General features: G+C 70.3%; 15 protein-coding genes. 9 read left to right on the plus strand and 6 right to left on the minus strand.

Features of this window, described 5'->3' with window-relative positions:
* The first annotated feature begins 128 nt into the window (after positions 1–128).
* Positions 129–1,355 carry a transglycosylase family protein gene (locus tag AB0G47_RS22615; RefSeq protein WP_360772720.1) on the plus strand — a complete coding sequence of 409 codons (1,227 nt, stop codon included), beginning with the start codon at positions 129–131 and terminating at the stop codon, positions 1,353–1,355.
* 84 nt (positions 1,356–1,439) lie between these two features.
* On the opposite strand, the gene AB0G47_RS22620 is transcribed toward AB0G47_RS22615, so the two are convergent.
* Entirely contained in the window at positions 1,440–2,462 is a 1,023-nt protein-coding gene (locus AB0G47_RS22620) for a DMT family transporter (RefSeq protein ID WP_360772723.1), read from the minus strand.
* Between the two features lie 420 nt (positions 2,463–2,882).
* Here AB0G47_RS22620 and AB0G47_RS22625 point away from each other — a divergent pair, with 420 nt between their 5' ends.
* From AB0G47_RS22625 to glgC, 4 genes are read left to right on the plus strand one after another with little or no spacing between them, the layout of a single operon-like run.
* Complete coding sequence (locus tag AB0G47_RS22625; protein WP_360772726.1) at positions 2,883–3,614, plus strand: class I SAM-dependent methyltransferase; 732 nt, start codon at positions 2,883–2,885, stop codon at positions 3,612–3,614.
* Positions 3,615–3,648: 34 nt separating this feature from the next.
* Positions 3,649–4,419, plus strand: a complete 771-nt coding sequence (locus AB0G47_RS22630; protein WP_360772729.1) for an IucA/IucC family C-terminal-domain containing protein — start codon at positions 3,649–3,651, stop codon at positions 4,417–4,419.
* 52 nt (positions 4,420–4,471) lie between these two features.
* On the plus strand, positions 4,472–5,644 hold the full coding sequence (glgA, locus tag AB0G47_RS22635; RefSeq protein ID WP_360772732.1) for a glycogen synthase: 1,173 nt from the start codon (positions 4,472–4,474) through the stop codon (positions 5,642–5,644).
* Positions 5,645–5,666: 22 nt separating this feature from the next.
* Entirely contained in the window at positions 5,667–6,887 is a 1,221-nt protein-coding gene (gene glgC / locus AB0G47_RS22640; RefSeq protein WP_360772735.1) for a glucose-1-phosphate adenylyltransferase, read from the plus strand.
* Positions 6,888–6,929: 42 nt separating this feature from the next.
* On the opposite strand, the gene AB0G47_RS22645 is transcribed toward glgC, so the two are convergent.
* The 5 genes from AB0G47_RS22645 to AB0G47_RS22665 all read right to left on the minus strand — a co-directional run bounded on the left by AB0G47_RS22645 (position 6,930) and on the right by AB0G47_RS22665 (position 12,710).
* Positions 6,930–7,937: an ABC transporter permease gene (locus AB0G47_RS22645; RefSeq protein WP_360773197.1), complete on the minus strand. Its 1,008-nt coding sequence runs from the start codon at positions 7,935–7,937 to the stop codon at positions 6,930–6,932.
* 11 nt (positions 7,938–7,948) lie between these two features.
* Positions 7,949–8,914: an ABC transporter permease gene (locus AB0G47_RS22650; RefSeq protein WP_360772738.1), complete on the minus strand. Its 966-nt coding sequence runs from the start codon at positions 8,912–8,914 to the stop codon at positions 7,949–7,951.
* Positions 8,907–10,448 carry a sugar ABC transporter ATP-binding protein gene (locus AB0G47_RS22655; RefSeq protein ID WP_360772741.1) on the minus strand — a complete coding sequence of 514 codons (1,542 nt, stop codon included), beginning with the start codon at positions 10,446–10,448 and terminating at the stop codon, positions 8,907–8,909. Before AB0G47_RS22655 ends, AB0G47_RS22650 begins: the two co-directional genes overlap by 8 nt.
* A 1-nt stretch (position 10,449) precedes the next feature.
* Positions 10,450–11,553: an ABC transporter substrate-binding protein gene (locus tag AB0G47_RS22660; protein WP_360772747.1), complete on the minus strand. Its 1,104-nt coding sequence runs from the start codon at positions 11,551–11,553 to the stop codon at positions 10,450–10,452.
* Positions 11,554–11,696: 143 nt separating this feature from the next.
* Entirely contained in the window at positions 11,697–12,710 is a 1,014-nt protein-coding gene (locus AB0G47_RS22665) for a LacI family DNA-binding transcriptional regulator (RefSeq protein ID WP_266872709.1), read from the minus strand.
* Positions 12,711–12,967: 257 nt separating this feature from the next.
* On the opposite strand from AB0G47_RS22665, the gene AB0G47_RS22670 reads away from it, so the two are divergent.
* The 4 genes from AB0G47_RS22670 (at position 12,968) to AB0G47_RS22685 (ending at position 20,432) form a co-directional block, all read left to right on the plus strand.
* Positions 12,968–15,550 carry a PA14 domain-containing protein gene (locus tag AB0G47_RS22670; protein ID WP_360772750.1) on the plus strand — a complete coding sequence of 861 codons (2,583 nt, stop codon included), beginning with the start codon at positions 12,968–12,970 and terminating at the stop codon, positions 15,548–15,550.
* 95 nt (positions 15,551–15,645) lie between these two features.
* A complete protein-coding gene (locus AB0G47_RS22675) occupies positions 15,646–16,365 on the plus strand; it encodes a hypothetical protein (protein ID WP_360773199.1) in 720 nt (239 codons plus the stop codon).
* 102 nt (positions 16,366–16,467) lie between these two features.
* Entirely contained in the window at positions 16,468–18,819 is a 2,352-nt protein-coding gene (locus AB0G47_RS22680; RefSeq protein ID WP_360772752.1) for a GH92 family glycosyl hydrolase, read from the plus strand.
* A gap of 233 nt (positions 18,820–19,052) precedes the next feature.
* A complete protein-coding gene (locus AB0G47_RS22685) occupies positions 19,053–20,432 on the plus strand; it encodes a wax ester/triacylglycerol synthase family O-acyltransferase (protein ID WP_360772755.1) in 1,380 nt (459 codons plus the stop codon).
* Positions 20,433–20,513 lie beyond the last annotated feature (81 nt).

Here is a 20,513-nt window from a genome sequence, read left to right on the forward strand (position 1 = left end):
CCCTTGTCATGGATCGGTCGGAGCGGCTAACTTGCCGCCTTGTCGTGTGTCTGATGTGACCATTCCGACCCGATGTCCCGACCTGACGTTCCGAACTGACTGTGATGTGTGTGTCCGAGGGGGCTCTCATGGCCGTACGCGGCCGGCACCGCCGGTATCAGCCGAACCGGATCAACCGAGCGTCGCTGACCGTCACGGCGGGCGGCGCGGGGATGGCGCTTCCGCTGATCGGCACCGGAACGGCGAACGCCGCAGACGTCGACACCTGGAACAAGGTCGCGGCGTGCGAGTCCACCAACAACTGGAGCATCAACACCGGCAACGGCTACTACGGCGGCCTCCAGTTCAAGCAGTCCACCTGGGAGGCGTACGGCGGCACCGCCTACGCCCCGCGCGCCGACCGCGCCACCAAGGACCAGCAGATCGCCGTCGCAGAGAAGGTCCTCGAGGCCCAAGGGCCGCGGGCCTGGCCGGTCTGCTCCGAGCGGGCGGGCCTGACCCGGGGCGGCGACGCGCCGGACGTCACGCCGATGAGCGCGCCCAAGAAGGCGGCGAAGGCGCCCCAGCGCGAGGTCAAGGACGTCAAGCCGGAGGTGACACCGCAGTCCACCGCGGGCACCGCCCGGATGTACACCGTCGTACGCGGCGACACGCTCTCCGGGATCGCCGACGAGCGCCGAGTCGGGGGCGGCTGGCGGCAGTTGTACGACACCAACCGCCAGGTCATCGGTGGCGACCCGGACCTGATCACACCGGGCCAGCGGCTCTCGCTGCACGCCGCGCAGAAGCAGCGGGCGGAGCCCGAGCCAAAGGCCGAGCCCAAGCCGAAGCCGAAGGCCGAACCGAAGCAGCGGGCCGAGCCGAAGCCGAAGGCCGAGCCCAAGCAGCGGGCCGAGGCGAAGCCGAAGCCCAAGGCCGAGCCCCGCAAGGCGAAGCCGGCCCAGGCGACCCAGGGCTTCTCCGCCCCGGTGGCCGCGTCCCCCAGCACGCCCTACCGCGCGGCGGGCGGTTCCTGGTCGAAGGGCTACCACACGGGAGTCGACTTCCCCGTGGCCACCGGCACCTCCGTGAAGGCCGTCGCCGGGGGCACGGTCGTGTCGTCCGGCTGGGGCGGCTCGTACGGCTACGAAGTGGTGATCCGGCACGCCGACGGCAAGTACTCGCAGTACGGCCATCTCTCGGCGCTCACGGTGAAGGCGGGCCAGAAGGTCGGCGCAGGGCAGCGGATAGCGCGCTCGGGGTCCACGGGCAACAGCACGGGCCCGCATCTGCACTTCGAGATCCGGACGGGACCCGGCTTCGGCTCGGACGTCGATCCGCTCGCCTATCTGCGCGCGGGCGGCGTACGGATCTGAGCGACGTTCCCGAAACGCCGGAAGCCCCCTGAGCCTGAGGCTCAGGGGGCTTCGACGACGGGCATCGAATGCTTCGAAGGGGCTTCAGGAGCCGATGCGTTCCCGCGGATGCCGGGTGTGCCGGAACAGCACCCGCCGGTGCGGACCGGGCGTGGACTGCGAAGGCACTGCCGGCAGCTCATGCGCCCGCACATCCCCGGCGTCCACGACGGGCTCCGCGGGCACGGGCCCGCCCTTGGCCACCGGCACGTTCGCTGAGGGCGCCGGGTGGCCCTCCGTGGCGATCCGCTCCGTGGTCAGCAGGATCAGACCGCCCGCGGCGACGACGCCGAAGCCCAGTGCGACAGCCGTACCCGCGGTGCCGTAGCGGAACGATTCACCGAAGAGCGTGAGCCCCACCGCGGCCGCCACGACCGGATTCACCACCGTCACCGTGGACAGCGGCGCCGCGAGGCCCGCACCGCGGTACGAGGCCTGCGAGATGAGCACTCCTGCGCCCGCGAGGACGGCGATCACACCGAGGCTCGGCAGCTGCTGTGTCAGCGGTTCGTGCTCCGACCAGTCCACCGCGACAGTCTTGGTGAACACCGATGCGATGCCGAAGGCCACGCCCGCCGCGCAGGCCAGCAGCACACTGCGCACCACCGGATGCCGGTGCACGGCGTGTGCGAGCACCATCAGGGCCAGGACGGCGCCGCCGGTGGCGAGCGCCACCATGACCCGCTCGGCGTTGTCGAGGGACTGCGCGTCCGCGGCCCGGGTCAGCGACAACAGGCCCGCGAGCCCCACGGTCGCCATGATCGCGCCGCGCCAGGCGGTGGCCCCTGCCTTGCGGCGTACGAAGACGGCGGCCATCGGCAGGGCGAAGACGATGGTCAGGGCGCCCAGCGGCTGCACCACACTCAGCGGCCCGTACGCGAGCGCCACCACGTGCAGCAGCGCACCGAGGCTGTTCAGGGCGATCGCGACCCACCACATGCCGCGGCGCAGCGGTGCGTACCGCCGCTCCGGCGTGGTCACCGCGACGCGCTCCTGAAGGATCGCCCCGCCCGCGTAGGCGACGGCGGATACGAGGGAGAGCAGCACGGCCACCGTGAGGGCACTCATGAGGTGCTCCACGGTGTGCGATGCGCCCTGTGGGCCCGGGGCGTCCGGCGCGGCGAACGGTCGGCTTCCATACCCTCTACGATCTCGCGGATTCGGCTCCACGTCGTCGTCCCTCAGCAGGCATTGGGTCCTACTGCCGATGGAGTACGACCCGCCAGATGTCCTCCCACGGGTGGGTTACGCAGTAGTTCGGTGGATCATCCAGAATCTCGAAAATTCTTCCGCGAGCGGAGCGGTGAACGGCCCCGTGCGGGCCCCTGGCCGCGGCTCCGACGACCGTGCCCGGGTGGTCCGGGGTGCAGCCCTTCGGCGGGTCTCCGGCCCTCCCCAGAAGCCCGCTCGCACCCTCGCGAAACAGTTCCTGACCTGGGCTTTCGCGTAGATCACCGATACGGTTTCCGCTCGTGGAAAGGGGTCCGGATGCACCGGAACATACGCAGTGTCGACGACGTACTGAAGCTCCTGGACGGCCTGTTCGCGCCGGAAGCGGACCGCTGGACCGCCGACGCGGCGGAGTGGTGGGACGGCTTCTACGACGACCGTTCCCGGCAGGTGCCGTTCTTCGTCGCGAAACCGGACGAGAATCTGGTCGGGTACCTGGACCGGGGCCTGATCGCGCCGGGCCGCGCCCTGGATCTGGGCTGCGGGCCGGGCCGCAACGCCCTGCACCTGGCCGCCGAGGGCTTCCAGGTGGACGCCGTCGACCTCTCCCCGGCGGCCGTCGCCTGGGCCGAAGAGCGGGCCCGTGAGGTGGGCGTGGACGTCCGGTTCCACTGCGGAGACGCCTTCGAGCTCACGGCGGACGAGCTGGCAGGACCGTACGACCTGATCTACGACTCGGGCTGCTTCCACCACCTGCCGCCGCACCGCCGCATCAGCTACCTCGCCCTGCTCGACCGCCTCCTCGCGCCCGGCGGCCATCTCGCCCTCAGCTGCTTCGCCGCAGGGGAGATGGGCTCCGAGCTGCCCGACGCGGACTTCTACCGCGCCTGCGGCCTCCAGGGCGGTCTCGCCTACACACCCGAGTCCCTGCGCTGGATCTTCTCCGACCTCACGGAGGTCGAACTGCGCCGCATGCGCGACGAGCCGCCCGAGTCCGCGCACTTCGGTGAGCCCTTCCTCTGGACGGCGCTGTTCCGCCGGGAGGTGTAAGGGTGGCCGGGCCGTCCGCCTAGGCTCTGCTGTCGTGAAACACCACATCGGTAACCACCACACCGGTAACCACCACATCGACCTGGCCGAAGTCGCTTCCGTCGGCGGGTTCTTCGCCCTGCGGACGGGGACACCGCCGGGCGGCGCCCAAGTGACGCCCCTGGCACGGGTGTACGCAGGGGAGAGCGACCCCCTCGCGTTCCGCGTGGCCAAGGTCGGCGCGCGGCTCGGCGCCCCCGACGAGCGGGTGGCCGTGTCCGTGGCGCAGCTGGGGCTCGCGGCACGGCTGTGGTCGGTGGCGCTCGGGTCGGCCGCGCTGCACGGCGAAGTGCCGGACCTCGACCCGGCGCTGCTGCACTGGGACGCCGACGGCAGCTCGCCCGACGACCTGTGGCTCACCGATGTACGGGGCAGGACCGCCGACGCCGCTGCCGTCCGCGATGCCGTCCAGGAGAGTCATCTGGCGCCCCTTGCCGACGCCCTGCGCGACCGCTACCGCATCTCCGCCCGACTGCTGTGGGGCAACGCGGGCTCCGCGCTCGCCGGCGCCGCCCGCGAACTGCACACCTGGGCGCGGCGCACGGGACGTACCGAAGTGGGGGAGCACGCCCTGGACCTGGCCGCCGAGCTCTTCGCCCACCCCGACCTGCGCGGCACCGGAACGCTGGACGGCACGGCCTTCCGGCGCCGCAGCTGCTGCCTCTACTACCGGTGCCCCGGCGGCGGACTGTGCGGCGACTGCTGCTTCGAGCGGCCGCCGCACAGGTCCGTGCGGGACTCTTCCCCGCCGGGCGCTTCTGGGTGACCATGAGGAGGCGAACGGCCGACGGAACGGGCGGACGGACGGGGGGTTCTGCGTGCGAGTGGGACTGCTCACCCGGGAGTATCCGCCGGACGTCTACGGCGGCGCCGGAGTCCATGTCGAGTTCCTCGCAAGGGAGTTACGCTCCCTGATCGACGTCGACGTGCACTGCTGGGGCGAGCCGGACACCGCCGTCGACGGACTCACGCGGCACCAGGCCTGGGAGGCGCTCGACGGCGCCAACGACGCCCTGCGCACCCTCTCCGTAGACCTCTCCATGGCGGCCGCGCTCACCGGCTGCGACCTCGTCCACTCCCACACCTGGTACGCCAACCTCGCGGGCCACATCGGCAGACTTCTGCACGGCGTCCCGCACGTCATGACCTCGCACTCCCTGGAACCCCTGCGCCCCTGGAAGGCCGAGCAACTGGGCGGCGGCTACGCCCTGTCCAGCTGGGCCGAGCGCACCGCCATCGAGTCGGCGGACGCCGTGATCGCCGTGTCGCACGGGATGCGCGCCGACATCCTCGGCTGCTACCCGGCCGTCGACCCGGCCCGCGTACACGTCGTCCACAACGGCATCGACACCGACCTGTACCGCCCCGTCCCCGGCGTGGACGCCCTGGAGAGCCACGGCATCGACCCCGGGCGCCCCTACGTCCTGTTCGTCGGCCGCATCACCCGGCAGAAGGGCGTGCCCCATCTGCTGCGCGCGGCGGCGAAGCTGGATCCCGCCGCGCAGCTCGTGCTCTGTGCGGGAGCCCCCGACACCCCGGAGATCGACGCCGAATTCCGCACCCTCTTCGAGGAGTTGAGCCGCACCCGCGGGGGAGTCCACTGGATCCCGGAGATGCTGCCGCGCCCGCAGATCGTCCAACTCCTCAGCTGCGCCCGGGTGTTCGTCTGCCCTTCGGTGTACGAGCCGCTCGGCATCGTCAATCTGGAGGCGATGGCCTGCGGGACACCAGTGGTGGCATCGGCGGTCGGTGGCATCCCGGAGGTCGTCGCCGACGGCGAGACAGGACTCCTCGTCCCGTACGAGGAAGACGAGGAGCCCGCGGCCTTCGAGGCGCGGCTCGCCCACGCCCTGAACCACCTGATCGCCGATCCGCGCACAGCGACGCGGATGGGCGCCGCCGGACGCGAGCGCGCGGTACGGGAGTTCGGCTGGGACGCGGTCGCCCGGCGCACGGCCCACGTGTACGAGGAGTTGCTCGAGTCCAAGTGATCCCAAGTCAGGGGGCGGCGCGATGCGCGGTGGACCTTCGGTACTCGGAATCGTCCTGGCCGGCGGGGAGGGCAAACGCCTGCTGCCCCTCACCGCCGACCGGGCCAAACCAGCGGTCACGTTCGGCGGCACGTACCGCCTCGTCGACTTCGTGCTCTCCAACCTCGTCAACGGCGACGTCCTGCGGATCTGCGTACTGACCCAGTACAAGTCGCACTCCCTGGACCGGCATGTGACCACGACCTGGCGGATGTCGAGCCTGCTCGGCAACTACGTCACCCCGGTCCCGGCCCAGCAGCGCCTCGGCCCGCGCTGGTACTCGGGCAGCGCGGACGCGATCCTGCAGTCCCTCAACCTCGTCCACGACGAACAGCCCGACTACATCGCGGTGTTCGGCGCCGACCATGTCTACCGCATGGACCCGCGGCAGATGCTGGGCCAGCACTTCGAGAGCGGCGCGGGAGTGACGGTCGCGGGGATCCGGGTGCCGCGCGCCGACGCGTCGTCCTTCGGCATCATCACCCCCGCACGGGACGGCACGCGGGTCGACCGCTTCCTGGAGAAGCCCGCCGACCCGCCGGGCCTGCCTGGCTCCCCGCACCAGGTGTTCGCCTCCATGGGCAACTACGTCTTCACCACGAAGACCCTCGTCGACGCGCTCCAGCAGGACGCCGAGGACGACAACTCCGTGCACGACATGGGCGGTTCGATCCTTCCGATGCTCACCGAACGCGGCCTGGCCCAGCTGTACGACTTCGACGACAACCACGTACCGGGCGAGACCGCGCGCGACCACGGCTACTGGCGTGACGTCGGCACCCTCGACGCGTACTACGAAGCGCACATGGACCTGATCTCGGACCAGCCGGTGTTCAACCTGGACAACCGGCGCTGGCCGATCTACACGCACTCCGGCGGGTTGCCGCCCGCCAAGTTCTGCGCGGGAGGCATCGCGAGCGAGTCCATCGTCAGCCCCGGCTGCGTCATCCGAGGCCAGGTCACCCGCTCCGTCCTCTCGCCCGGGGTGACGGTCGAGGAGGGGGCGGTCGTGCAGGGCTCGGTGCTGCACGACAACGTACGCGTGGGCAGGGGTGCGGTGGTGCGAGGTGCCGTCCTCGACAAGAACGTGGACGTACCGCCCGGGGCGACGATCGGGGTCAACCCGGAGCGGGACCAGGATCTCTACACGGTGTCGAAGGCGGGCGTGATCGCGCTGGGCAAAGGAAAGGCCGTGCCCTTATAGGAGCCCCTAGAGGAGCCCCCAGAGGAACCCCCAGAGGAACCCCTATAGAACCCGGCGCCTGCGGCCCAGCCAGGTCTGCGCGATCACCACGACCGCCAGGAAGGCGCCGCTGACGACCTGTTGGTACGCGGAGTCCAGCGAGCCGATCTGGTTGATGACGTTCTGGATCACCTTCAGGAGCAGTACGCCGACGAGCGATCCGCTGATGAATCCGAAGCCGCCGGTCAGCAGCGTGCCCCCGATGACGACCGCGGAGATCGCCTCGAGCTCCATGCCCGAGCCGAGAATGGTGACGCCCGAGACCAGCCAGGCCGCGTTGAGCGCGCCCGCGAGGCCCGCGCAGAGCCCGGACAGGGTGTACACGGCGATCTTCGTGCGGGCCACGGGGGCGCCCATCAGCGCCGCCGCGTCCTCGTTGCCGCCGACCGCGTACACGTACTGGCCGAAGCGGCTGCGGCGCAGGACGACCGCGCCGGCCACGAAGAGGACGAGGGTGATCCAGACCGGCGCCCCGACACCCAGGACCTTTCCCTGGCCCAGTGTCGCGAAGAACGAGTCCTTGTCGACCAGATAGGTCGTGGAGCCCTCGTCGGTGACGGAGAGGAGGATGCCGCGCGCGCCCAGCATCGCGGCGAGCGTCACGATGAACGGGGCGAGCCGGGAGCGGGCGATCAGGAGGCCGTTGACGAGGCCGATGAGTCCGCACACGGCCAGCGGGAGAAGCAGGGCCACGGCCGTCCCGTACTGCGAACCCCACGCCGCGAGCACGCCGCCCAGTGCGAACAGGGAGCCCACGGAGAGGTCGATCCCGCCGGTGACGACCACGAACGTCATGCCGAGCGCGACGACGGCGAGGAAGGCGGAGGAGACCGCCATGTTCTCGAGGTTGTCACCGGTGAGGAAGGTGTCGAAGCTGAGGGACGCCGCGATGACGGCGACCACCAACGTGACCAGGGCGCCGTGCTGTTGGGCCAGGGCGCTGAGCCGCTCCGAGCGGTTCGCGGTGGGTGGTTCGCCGTCGCTGGTCTTGTTCGCCTGTGCCTCGGATATCACGGTGCCGGTCACCGCTTGCCCCTCTCCCGTGCCGCGTAGACGGCGAGAATGATCACCACGGCCTGGGCGATCTGCGTCCAGGACGGCGGCAGATCGTGCTTGATGAGCGTGGCGGTGAGCAGCTGGATCAGTACGGCGCCCGCGACGGTGCCGCCGATCCGCACCCGCCCGCCGCTGAGCGGTGTGCCGCCGACGACGACCGCCGTGATCGCGGACAGCTCCATCAGGTTGCCGAGCGAGGTGGGGTCGCTCGCGGTGAGACGGGCCGTCGCCAGGACGCCCGCGACGGCGGCGAGCGCGCCGGAGCAGACGTACACCAGGATCAGGACGCGTCGTACGGGCAGTCCCGCGAGGCGGGCGGCCGGGCGGCTGTCGCCGATGGCGAGCAACTGGCGGCCGAAGGTGGTGCGCCGGACGACGAAGGCGACGAGCAGTGCGAGCGCCGCCGCGATCAGGACGAGGTAGGGGATGCCGAGGACGTCGCCGGAGCCGAGCGAGGCCATGTTCGGGTCGCGTACGTCCTTGAGCTGGGGGAGCAGCACGAGGGCGAGCCCGCGGCCCGCGACCATGAGGGCCAGCGTCGCGACGATGGGCTGGACGCCGATGAAGGCGACGAGCGAGCCGTTGGCGACGCCTATGACGGCGCCGCCGATGATCGCGACGATGAGCGCGATCCACATCCCGTAGCCGAGGTAGAGGGAGAGGAGTGACGTGGAGAGCGCCATCACCGAGCCGACGGAGAGGTCCACGCCCTCGCTGCCGATGGCCAGGGCCATGCCGAGGGCGACGATGAGGACGGGTGCCACCTGGACGGCCTGGGTGCGGAAGTTCTCGGCGGAGAGGAAGTGCGGGGTCACGGCGATGTTCAGGAGGAGCAGTACGGCCACGCCGAGGTAGACGCCGTAGTTCTGGAGGAGACGGAGCGCGTGCTCACGGTCGGCGAGCGCCTTGCGGCCGATGGCGAGGTCAGTCATGGGGGCCTCCGGTGGTGGACGGGGCTGCCGCGATCGCTCGCATCAGGTGGGCCTCCGTGACCGCATCGCCGGTCAGCTCCGCCACGACCGCGCCGTCCTTCAGGACAAGCACCCGGTCCGAACCCTCGACCAGTTCCTCCATGTCGGAGGAGATCAGGAGGACACCGAGTCCGTCCTGGGCCAGTTCGTCGATCAGCTTCTGGACCTCGGCCTTCGCGCCGACGTCGATGCCGCGCGTCGGCTCGTCGAGGAGCAGGACCTTCGGGTTCATCGCCAGCCAGCGCGCAAGGAGGACCTTCTGCTGGTTGCCGCCGGACAGTTCGCCCACCTTCTGGTGGGGGCTCGACGCCTTGATGCGCAGGCGCTTGATGAAGGTGTCGACCAGCGCGTCCATGCGGCGCTCGTCCACCAGGCCGAAGCGGGAGAGGCGGGGGAGCGCGGCGAGTGCGATGTTCTCGCGGACCGAGAGGCCGGGGACGATTCCCTCGGCCTTGCGGTCCTCGGGGAGGAGGCTGATGCCGGCCCGGATCGCGGCGGGCGTGGAGCCGGTGTGGACCGGCGCCCCGGCGATCAGTACGCGGCCCGAGTCCGGCGGCAGCGCTCCCGCGATGGCCTTCGCCGTCTCGCTGCGGCCCGAGCCGAGCAGGCCGCCCAGGCCCACCACCTCACCGGGCCTGATGTCGAGGGAGACGCCGTGCAGCTGGTGGCGGACCCTCAAGTCCGTTGCGGTGAGCACGGGTTGGCCAGACGCGTCGTGACTGCCGGTGAACTTGGTGACGCCCTCTTCGCGTACGTCCCCGACCTCGCGGCCCAGCATCAGGGACACCAGGCGGAGCCGGTCGAGCTCCGCGATCGGCCCCGTATGCACCCGCTTGCCGTCCCGCAGCACCGTGACCGTGTCGCACACCTCGTAGAGCTCTTCGAGGCGGTGACTGACGTAGATCACGGCGATGCCCCGGTCCCGCAGCATGCGGATCACGCCGAACAGGGTCTGGACCTCGCGGGGTTCGAGGGACGACGTCGGCTCGTCCATGATGACGACCCGCGCGTCGACCGATACCGCTCGGGCCAGGGCCACCATCTGCTGGGTGCCTACGCCCAGTTCGCGCAGCGGGCGGCGTACGTCGACGCGTATGCCGAGGCGCCGCAGGGCATCGGCCGCCTCGCGGTGCATCCGGCGGAAGTCGATGAGACCGAGGCGCCCGCGCGGCTCGCGACCGAGGAAGAGGTTGCGGGCCACGCTCATCAGAGGGACGAGGTTGACCTCCTGGTAGATGGTGGAGATCCCCGCGTGCTGGGCCTCCAGGGGGGTGGAGAAGGCGAGCTGCCGGCCGTTGTACGTCAGCTCGCCCGCGTCCGGTGCGTACACGCCCGTCAGGACCTTGATGAGCGTGGACTTGCCCGCGCCGTTCTCGCCGATCAGGGCGTGCACCTCACCGACGCGCGCGGTGAAGTCGACCGCGTCCAGGGCCCGTACGCCCGGGAATCTCTTCGTGAGGCGGCTGACCGAGAGGACGTCGGAACCTGACGACATCTCAGTACGCCTTGCCGAGGTCCGACTTGGCATTGGACTTCGTGTACGCGCCGTCCTTGATGACGATGTCCTGCGAGACCTTCGAGCCCTTGGTGAAGGTGTCGAGCGTCTGGAAGGCCAGCGGGCCGAAGCGCGGGTTCGACTCGATGACGCCGTAGATCCAGCCGTCGACGATGCCCTGCACGGCGTTGCGGGTGCCGTCGACCGTCACGATCTTGACGTCACCGGCCTTCTTGCCCGCGCCCTTGAGCGCGCCCACCGCACCGAGGCCCATCTCGTCGTTCTCGGCGTAGATCCCGGTGATGTCGGGCTTGGACTGGATGAGCTGTTCGGTGACCTGCTGGCCCTTCTCGCGGGCGAACTCGCCGGTCTGCTTGAAGACGATCTTCAGTCCTGGGGCCTTCTCCTTGACGCGGTCCTCGAAGCCCTTGGTGCGCTCGGTGGTCACGTTGTTGCCGGCCGCGCCGAGCAGGATGGCGACCTTGCCCTTGCCGCCCGTCGCCTTGATCATCTGGTCGGCGGCGCGCCTGCCCTGCTCGACGAAGTCCGAGCCGATGAAGCTCACATAGTCCTTGCAGGCCTTAGCGTTGATCTTGCGGTCGATGGTGATGATCGGGATGTGCTTGGCGGCCGCCGAGCGAAGCACCGGCTCCCAGCCGTCGGAGTTCAGAGGCGCGATGACCAGCAGGTCGGCGCCCTTGGCGATGAGGTCCTGGACGTCGCTGATCTGCTTGGAGAACTGCGACTGGGCGTTGGCGGTGAGCAGCTTGAGGCCGCGCTTCTCGGCCTCGGCCTTGATGGACGCCGTCTCCGCGATCCGGAAGGGATTGGCCTCCTTCTCCGACTGGGAGAAGCCCACGGTGGCGGTCGTCAGGTCCAGCTTCTTGCCGCCGTACGCATCGATCGCGCAGGTCTCGCCGCTGCCCGCGCCCGGCTCCGAGACGACCTGGCCCGAGTCGCCCTGGTCCTGCGACGTGGAGCTCTTGTCACCGGCGTTGTCGTCCTCGGACTTGGCGCAACCCGCGGCGAGCGCGAGGCTCGCGGCGAGACCGGCGGCGAGGAGGGTCCTGGCTGAGGTACGGCTGAGGAGTGTGGTCGGCTTCATGGAGTCCCCAAAACGGCACGGCCCCGGCGCTGAGAGCGCTCACGGGAAGATCGGCACTTGCGGTCAACTCGCGGTACGGGGAGCTTTTTACATCGTTGGAAGGGGGCTGTAAACCCTCCGCGCACGGGCAGCCGGCCGCCGGCTCAGCGTCGGCCCAGTGTGCTCTCGCGCTCCACCAGCCGGAATTCCGCGGTGAGTTCACGCCCGGCGGGCTCTTTGCCGCCCTCCAGGCTCCGCAGCAGCGAGGCCACCGCGAGCCGTGCGATGGCCTGCTTGTCCGGCGAGACGGTGGTGAGCGTGACCGCCCCGAACTGGCCCTCCGCCAGGTCGTCGAAGCCGACCACCGCCACGTCCCACGGCACCCGAAGACCCCGCTCGTGCAGCACCCGCATCGCGCCGATGGCCACCAGGTCGTTGTACGCGAAGACCGCGTCGGGCCGCACCCCCGCGTCCAGCATCCGCGCCATCGCCTTCGCCCCGTCCCAGCGGTCCCAGCCGCCGACCGGGCCCACCAGGGAGTCCGGCGTGGCTATCCCGGCCTGCGTCAACTCCTCGCGCCAGCCCTGGAGTCGCAGATGCGCCGGGCGGTTCGCGGAGTCGGTGCGGGCGCCGAGATAGGCGATGCGGGTGCGGCCGCGCCCGATGAGATGGCGTACGGCGGTGCGCGCGGCCGCCACGTTGTCGATCGCGATGTGGTCGTAGGGCAGGTCGTACTGGCGCTCGCCGAGCAGCACGAGCGGCACGTCGTCCTCCCGGCCCTGCAGGTCCTCTGCCTCCAACTCCAGCGGGCTGAGGATGAGACCGTCGATGACCCGGGCCCGGAAGCCCTGGCTGACCAGGACCTCCTGCTCGCGCTCGCCGCGTGTGTGGTCGAGCAGCACGGTGAAGTCGTGCTCGGCCGCCGCGTCGATGACCGCGCCCGCGAGCTCGGCGAAGTACGGGTTGCCCAGCTCGGGCAGAGCGAGCGCGATGATCCCCGTACGCCCCTTGCGGAGGTGACGGGCCGTCAAGTTCGGTCGGTAGCCCAGCTCGTCGATGGCCTCCTGTACGCGGGCCCGCATCGCCGGGGTGACGTGCTGATACTTGTTCACCACGTTGGAAACGGTCTTGATGGAGACGCCCGCGCGCTCCGCGACGTCCTTGAGGCTAACCCGCACGTGCAGCTCCCTGCGTCTGGATGCACCCCCGACCGGGGGCGCTTGTCATGACCCTGGACAGCTCGCCGGGAGGCGTGCTGTCATGCCAACTGCCGTTCCTTCCAACGTTGTACAGACTCGTTGTACCGACTGGAGCGACGAGCCGCCACCCTTCCTCAGCCTTCAAGCACCGCTTCAAGCAAGGAGGATCCGTGCGCCCCATCCGAACGAGACGACCCGTACGACCCAGAAGGCCCAGCAGACCCAGCAGCCGACTGATGCTGCTGCTCGCCGTCGCGCTCGCCTTCGCCGGTCTCACCGCGGTACCGGCCGCGACCGCCGCAGACGACGAACCGCCCGAAGTCCACGGCCTGAAGGGCGAGTACTACACCCAGTCCGCCCCCGGAGCCTTCGACTTCCACGAGCTCAAGGCCACCGGCTTCGACCCGCGCATCGACTTCGACAACCTCGACCCACGCCTTTCCTTCGCCACCGGGAAGGCCGACGACGCCACCGTCCGCTGGACCGGCAAGGTCGTACCGGAGAAGACCGGACCCCACACCTTCTCCATGATCGGCGACAACGGCTTCCGGCTCTGGGTCGACGGCAAGCTCGCCATCGACCACTGGGTCGACGACTGGGACAAGGAACAGACCGCCGAGCCAGTGGAGTTGACGGCCGGTCAGGCCTACGACATCAAGGTCGAGTACTTCGAGCACTACGGCGGCTCCAACCTCCATCTGCGCTGGACCGAGCCCGGCGGCTCCAAGGAGGCCGTCCCGCAGTCGGCCTTCCGCCTCCCCGACGGATACGGGTACGACGGGGCGATCGCCGCCACGGTCCTCAAGGACGGCCGCACCCTCAAGCTCGACTTCGCACAGAAGCTCCGCCCGCCGCCCGCCGGCCTCGCGGACCACATCGAAGCCGTCATCGGCGGCGCGAAGTGGCCGCTTGGCACGGTCAAGGCCGACCCCGACGACCCGCGCGCGCTCCTCGTCGGCCTGAAGGAGCCCGTCGTCGGCAACAAGGGCGGCACGGCGAAGGGCACCGCCGACCTGCGCTACGACGGCAAGGGCGGTCTGGCCGGCGACGACGGCAAGGCGGTCGCCGCGTTCTGGACCAGCGGCCCCAACCGCTCCGAGCACCAACTGCGCACCGAGTGGGCCGACGAGGTGGGCCCCGACAACGCGCTGCCCGAGTACCCGCGCCCCCAGCTGACCCGTGACGCCTGGCGCAACCTCAACGGCTCCTGGCAGTTCGCCCCGGCGAAGGCGGGCGAGCAGCCCCCGTTCGGCAAGCAGCTCGGCGAGAAGATCCTCGTCCCCTACCCCGTCGAGTCCCAGCTCTCCGGCGTGGAACGGCACGAGGACCGCATGTGGTACCGCAGGACGTTCACCGTCCCCGAGGGCTGGAAGGTCGGCGACGGCAAGCACCTCAAGCTCAACTTCGGCGCCGTCGACTGGCAGTCCGATGTGTACGTCAACGGCACCAAGGTCGCCGAACACAAGGGCGGCTACGACAAGTTCAGCGCCGACATCACCAAGGCCCTCAAGCCGGGCCGCACCCAGGAACTGATCGTCGGCGTCTACGACCCGACCGACTCCAAGGACGGCGAGAACCCGCCCGTCGGCAAGCAGCGCCTGGACCCCAGCGGCATCTGGTACACCCCGTCGTCCGGCATCTGGCAGACGGTGTGGATGGAGCCGGTGGCGGCCGACCACGTCGACTCGCTCAAGCTCACCCCCGACGTGGCCGCCAAGGAGCTCACCGTCGAGCCGAGGGGCGTGCGCGACGGCCTGCCGGTCAAGGCAGTCGCGTACGAAGGAAAGACCAAGGTCGCGGAGGCGAGCGGACGGACGGGACAGCCGCTCAAGCTGAAGATCGCCGAGCCGCGCCTCTGGTCGCCGGACGACCCCTTCCTCTACGACCTGAAGGTGACGGTCGGCGGCGACCGCGTCGCGAGCTACTTCGGGATGCGCTCCATCGCCGTGGAGAAGGTGAACGGCACTCCGCGCACGGTCCTCAATGGGAAGCCCACCTTCCTGATGGCCACGCTCGACCAGGGCTTCTGGCCGGACGGACTGCACACCGCGCCGACCGACGAGGCCCTCGCGTACGACCTGAAGATGCACAAGGAGATGGGCTTCAACTCGGTCCGCAAGCACATCAAGGTGGAGCCGGACCGCTGGTTCTACTGGGCGGACAAGCTGGGCCTGATGGTCTGGCAGGACATGCCGTCGATGCGCTCCGACCGCACCCCGGACACGGCGGCCCGTGCCGAGTACGAGCGCGAGATGAAGCAGATGATCGACGAGCACGCGAGCAGCCCCTCGATCATCATGTGGGTCACGTTCAACGAGGGCTGGGGCCAGTACGACCAGGGCCGGATCGCCGACCAGGCCAAGTCCTGGGACCCGACCCGCCTGGTCAACGGCATGTCGGGCCTCAACCTGGGGGCCGACGGCGGCACCGGCGACATCATGGACGAGCACGGCTATCCGAGCCCGGCCCTTCCGCCGCACCCCGACGGCGAACGGGCCCTGGTCAACGGCGAGTACGGCGGCCTCGGACTCGCCGTGCCGGGCCACGCCTGGTCGGTCCAGCAGAGTTACGTGGACGTGGACCCGGCGACGTACACGGACGACTACCTCACCAAGCTCGACGAGGTACGGGCGCTCGCCTGCAAGGGCGGCAACGGCGCCGTCTACACCCAGATCTCCGATGTGGAGGGCGAGTTGAACGGTCTGCTCACCTATGACCGCAGGGTGGTCAAGCCCGATGTGAAGCGGCTCAAGGCGGCGCACGCGTCCTTGATCGGCGACGTGTCGCGGCCGGACCCGGCGGGGTGCCCCGGCTCCTGAGAGGCTCCTGAGACGGTGTGGCGCTCCGGCCCGCGCGGGCCGGAGCGCAAATCCCGTGGACGGGCGGCCGCTCCGTTGGCACGATCACCCCCGTGATCACAGCGAACGAGTGGGCAGGGGCCGCGGCCCGCAACAACGCCGAGTGGTGCGACGCGGTCTGTCGCGCGCATGGTCTGTCGGGGGAGTTCGGAGCCGGGTCTTGGAGCAGCGCGCGGCGCACCCCGCCGCTCTATCCCGACGCCGTGACGCTCACCCCTGACGCATCGCCGATGGACCTGGTGTCCCGCATCGACACCGGTTCGCCCGGCTGCTCGGTGAAGGACAGCTTCGCCCGCCTGGACCTGGCGCCGCTGGGCTTCGATGTGCTCTTCGAGGCGCAGTGGATCCACCGCCCGTCGGACAAGGCGGTCATGTCCCAGTCTGCATACGTGAGTTGGGCTCCTCTCGGCGACGCCGACGCCTTGCCCGCGTGGGAGACGGCCTGGGGCGACGGTGAGGAGGGCAGCGGTCTGTTCCGCGCGGAGCTGCTGTCCCACGACACGACGTTTCTGGCCGGGACGTCCGCCGCGGGGGAGATCGTCGCGGGCGCCGTCGTCAGCCGGAGCGACTCGGTGGTCGGCGTCTCCAACCTGTTCGCCCGTGGGGATGTCCCGGGCGGCGAGGAGTCCGCCTGGGCCGGTGTCCTCACGGAAGTCGCCCGGCTCTGGCCCGGCCTGCCCGTCGTCGGGTACGAGAGCGGCGACAGCCTGGACGCGGCCGTGCGCGCGGGGTTCACCCCGATCGGACCGCTGCGGGTGTGGCTGCGGTCCGAGTGAAGGCCGCGGCCGTCTCCCACCCCTTGACGCACCCGACGCCACCCCCGAAGAATAACCGCGTTCGGCGCTCTGACAACGTTGTCCAAGGAGGCGTTCCCACCCATGAGATGGACCCAACGGCTACGCGGTACCGGGGTGGCGGTGGCTGCGGCCGCGCTTCTCGGGGGAGCCCTGACCCTTCCGTCGGCGCAGGCCGCCCCGGCGGCGGACGGTCAACTGACCGATCTGGTCAACCCGTTCATCGGCACCGAGAACGAGGGGAACACCTACCCCGGTGCTGCCGTGCCCTTCGGCATGGTCCAGTTCTCCCCGGACACCGGCCACAACACCGGCTACGACCACTCCGACACCCACATCCGCGGCTTCTCCACCGTGCATCTCTCCGGTGTCGGCTGCGGGTTGGGAGGTGATCTGCCGGTCCTGCCCACCACGGGTGACGTCAAGGAGACGGACTACGCCAAGTACGCGGCGGAGTTCAGCCACGACGACGAGCAGGCGAGCCCCGGCGCGTACAAGGTGGGCCTGAAGTCCGGCATCGACGCCGAGCTGACCGCCACCAAGCGCACCGGCGTCCAGCGCTACACCTTCCCCGCCACCGACAAGGCCAACGTCCTGCTCAACGCGGGCCAGTCGCTGCACAAGACGGGCTCCACCAAGGTCGAGATCCTCGACAGCCGTACGGTCCGCACGGCGATCACCGGCAGCGGCTTCTGCCAGGACACCAAGCCGTACACGGTCTACACGATCACCCGCTTCGACCGGCCCTTCACCACGTCCGGCACCTGGAAGGGCGACACCGTCACCGAGGGCTCCAAGGAGTCGTCGGCGGGCGACGAGCGCAACGGCGCCTTCGTCAGGTTCGACACCTCCAAGGACCGCACGGTCGAGGCGACCACCGCGCTCTCGTACGTCGATGCCAGGGGCGCCGCGCTCAACCTCCGCGCGGAGGGCGGGCGTTCGTACGACCGTGTCGCGCAGGCGGCCCGAGCGGCTTGGGAGGACCGGCTCGACGACGTGCAGGCCAAGGGCGGCAGCGAGACCGTCCGCCGGACCTTCTACTCGTCCCTCTACCGCTCGTTCCTCGCGCCGAACATCGGCAGCGACATCGACGGCCGCTACACCGGCTGGGACCAGAAGACCCACCGCACTGCTGATGACGGGGGATTCACCTACTACCAGAACTGGTCGCTGTGGGACACCTACCGCACCCAGGCGCAGCTTCTCGCGCTCCTCGCGCCGCACGAGTCGCGCGACATGGCGCTGTCCGTCCTCAAGATCGACGAGGAGAGCGGCTGGCTGCCCAAGTGGGGCTACGGCACGGTCGAGACGAACATCATGACCGGCGACCCGGTCACCCCGTTCCTCACCAACGCCTACCAGCAGGGTCTGTTGAAAGGGCACGAGGAAGAGGCGTACCGCGCGCTGAAGAAGAACGCGGACGGTGTGCCGCCCGCCGACTCCGCGCCCGTCGGACGTGAGGCCAACAAGGAATACCTGAGCGACGGTTTCGCGCCATTCATCAAGGGCCGCCCGCACGCCAAGCCCGGCGACTCCGACTACGACCACGGCGCGTCCGCGACCCTGGAGTACGCCCTCTCGGACGCGATGCTCGGCCAGATGGCCCGCGACCTGGGACATGAGGACGACGCGAAGCGCTATGCCGACCGTGCGCAGAACTACCGCAAGATCTTTGACGGTTCGACCGGCTTCTTCCGTGCGCGGGACGCGTCCGGTGCCTTCACCGGCCCCGCCGACCCCGCCAAGAGCGAGGGCTTCCACGAGGGCACGGCCTGGCAGTACCAGTGGCTCGTCCCGCAGGACCTGCCCGGCATGGTCGGCCTGATCGGCGGCAAGCAGGCCACCAACGACCGCCTCGACTCCTTCTTCGCGTACGAGCGGCTCCTGAAGGACCCGGCGAAGACCGCGCGCGAGGTGTGGGTGAACGGTCCTTACGACTACTACAACGCGGACAAGTACAACCCGCAGAACGAGCCGGATCTGATCGCTCCGTACACGTACCTCTCGACGGGCCAGCCGTGGAAGACCACCGACGTGGTGCACGCCGCGCTGACCCTGTTCACGGACACCCCGACCGGCATGACCGGGAACGACGACCTCGGCACCATGTCGGCCTGGAACGTGCTGTCGTCGATCGGCGTCTTCCCGGTGCAGCCCGGCACGGACACCTGGGGCCTTTCGACGCCCGTCTTCGAGCGGGTCGACCTCACGCTCGACCGTCGCTACTACCCGAAGGGGCGCCTCACGGTGAAGGCGCCCGGCACCTCGGACACCAACCGGTACATCCAGTCGGCGAGCACGGACGGCGCCGACTACGGAAAGACGTATCTGACCACCGACGACATCCGCGACACCCGCGAGCTCTCCTTCACGGTGGGCGACAAGCCCTCCGCGTGGGGCACATCGGCGGACGCGGCGCCGCCGGCCCTGAAGTGAGGCGGCGCCGCCCGCGCCACATGGCGTAAGCCGGATGCCGCTGAAATCCGCTGGAGTGACGTAATCGATACGCCACATCAGCCCCACGAGGCCCGCCCTCCCCAGGGAGGCGGGCCTTAATCTGTTGTTAACTGTGCGTAGCTTGATCGTACTTGACCGTAGTCGCGCAACGGCGATTGACTGCTCGCTCCACATCCCACCCCCCGCACCGCCCTCGACGCGAGAGCAGACACGTGACGACGACGACTCGGACCGCTGACACCTCCGACCTGCTCGCACCCCTCGACCTCGCCTTCTGGAACATAGAGACCGCCGAACACCCCATGCACCTGGGAGCCCTCGGCGTCTTCGAGGCCGAGACGCCCGGCGCGGCCGAGCGTGCCGCCCGGCTCCTCGCCTCCCGGGCCGCCGCCGTGCCGGGGCTTCGCCTGCGCATACGGTCCGTCTGGCTGCCGGTCGGCGGGGCCGTCCGGACCACCGCCACCGGCTTCGACCCCCTTGACCACGTCACGCTCGCCGAGCCCATGGAGGACTTCCACGCCGCCGCCGGCGCACTGATGCAGCGCCCTCTGGAACGCGGCAAGCCGCCGTGGGAGGCGCATGTGCTGCCCGCGCGGGACGGCTCCCGCTTCGCCGTGCTCTTCAAGTTCCACCACGCCCTCGCCGACGGGCTGCGGGCCCTGATGCTCGCGGCCGCGGTGATGGACCCCACCGACCTGCCCGCCGCGCGCCCCGTGCCCGTGGGGCCCGCCGCCTCCCGGTGGGACTGGCTGCCCGACCCGCGCAAGCTGCCTGGCCTGGTCCGCGACACCGTCGCCGACGTGGGGCGGGCCCTGGACATCGGCAGCTCCGTCGCCCGCGCCACCTTGGGCGTACGTTCCTCGGACGCGCTCACTTCGGACGCGACCGGCACCCGGCGCACCGCGGGGGTGGCGCTCGACCTCGACGATGTGCACCGCGTACGCAAGACCGTGGGCGGCACCGTCAACGACGTACTGATCGCGGTCGTCGCCGGAGCCCTGCGCCGCTGGCTCGACGAGCGGGGCGACGGCAGCGAGGGCGTGGAGCCGCGCGCCCTGGTTCCCGTCTCCCGGCGCAGGCCGCGCGGCGCACAGCCGCCGGGCAACCGGCTCTCCGGGTATCTGGTCCGGCTGCCTGTGGGCGACCCGGACCCGCTGGCGCGGCTGCGGTCCGTGCGCACCGCCATGGACCGCAACAAGGACGCGGGCCCGAACCGCGGGGCGGGCGCGGTCGCCCTGCTTGCCGATCATGTGCCGCCGCTCGGTCACTGGATCGGCGGCCCCGTCGTCGCCCAGGCCGCACGGCTGCTCTTCGACATCCTGGTCACCAGCGTCCCGCTGCCCAGCCTCGGCCTGCGGCTCGACGGCTGCCCGCTCACCGAGGTGTACCCCTTCGCGCCGCTGGCCCAGGGGCAGGCGCTTGCCGTCGCCGTGTCGACCTACCGGGGGCGGGTGCACTTCGGTCTGGTCGCGGACGCGGCCGCCGTGCCCGACCTGGACGTTCTCGCCCGGAGCGTGCGGGAGGAGCTCGCGGGGCTCGTCGCGGCGTGCGCCGAAGGCCCGAGTTTGGTAAAGGGACCCGTCGCTACGTAAAGTTCCCTTCTTTGGAACATTTCTCTGGAACATTCGCGGTCACCCGGACGGCCGCGGCATGAGTGACGCGAGGACAGCGGC

The organism is Streptomyces sp. NPDC021622, from assembly GCF_040640795.1.
In the GTDB taxonomy this organism is placed as follows: domain Bacteria; phylum Actinomycetota; class Actinomycetes; order Streptomycetales; family Streptomycetaceae; genus Streptomyces.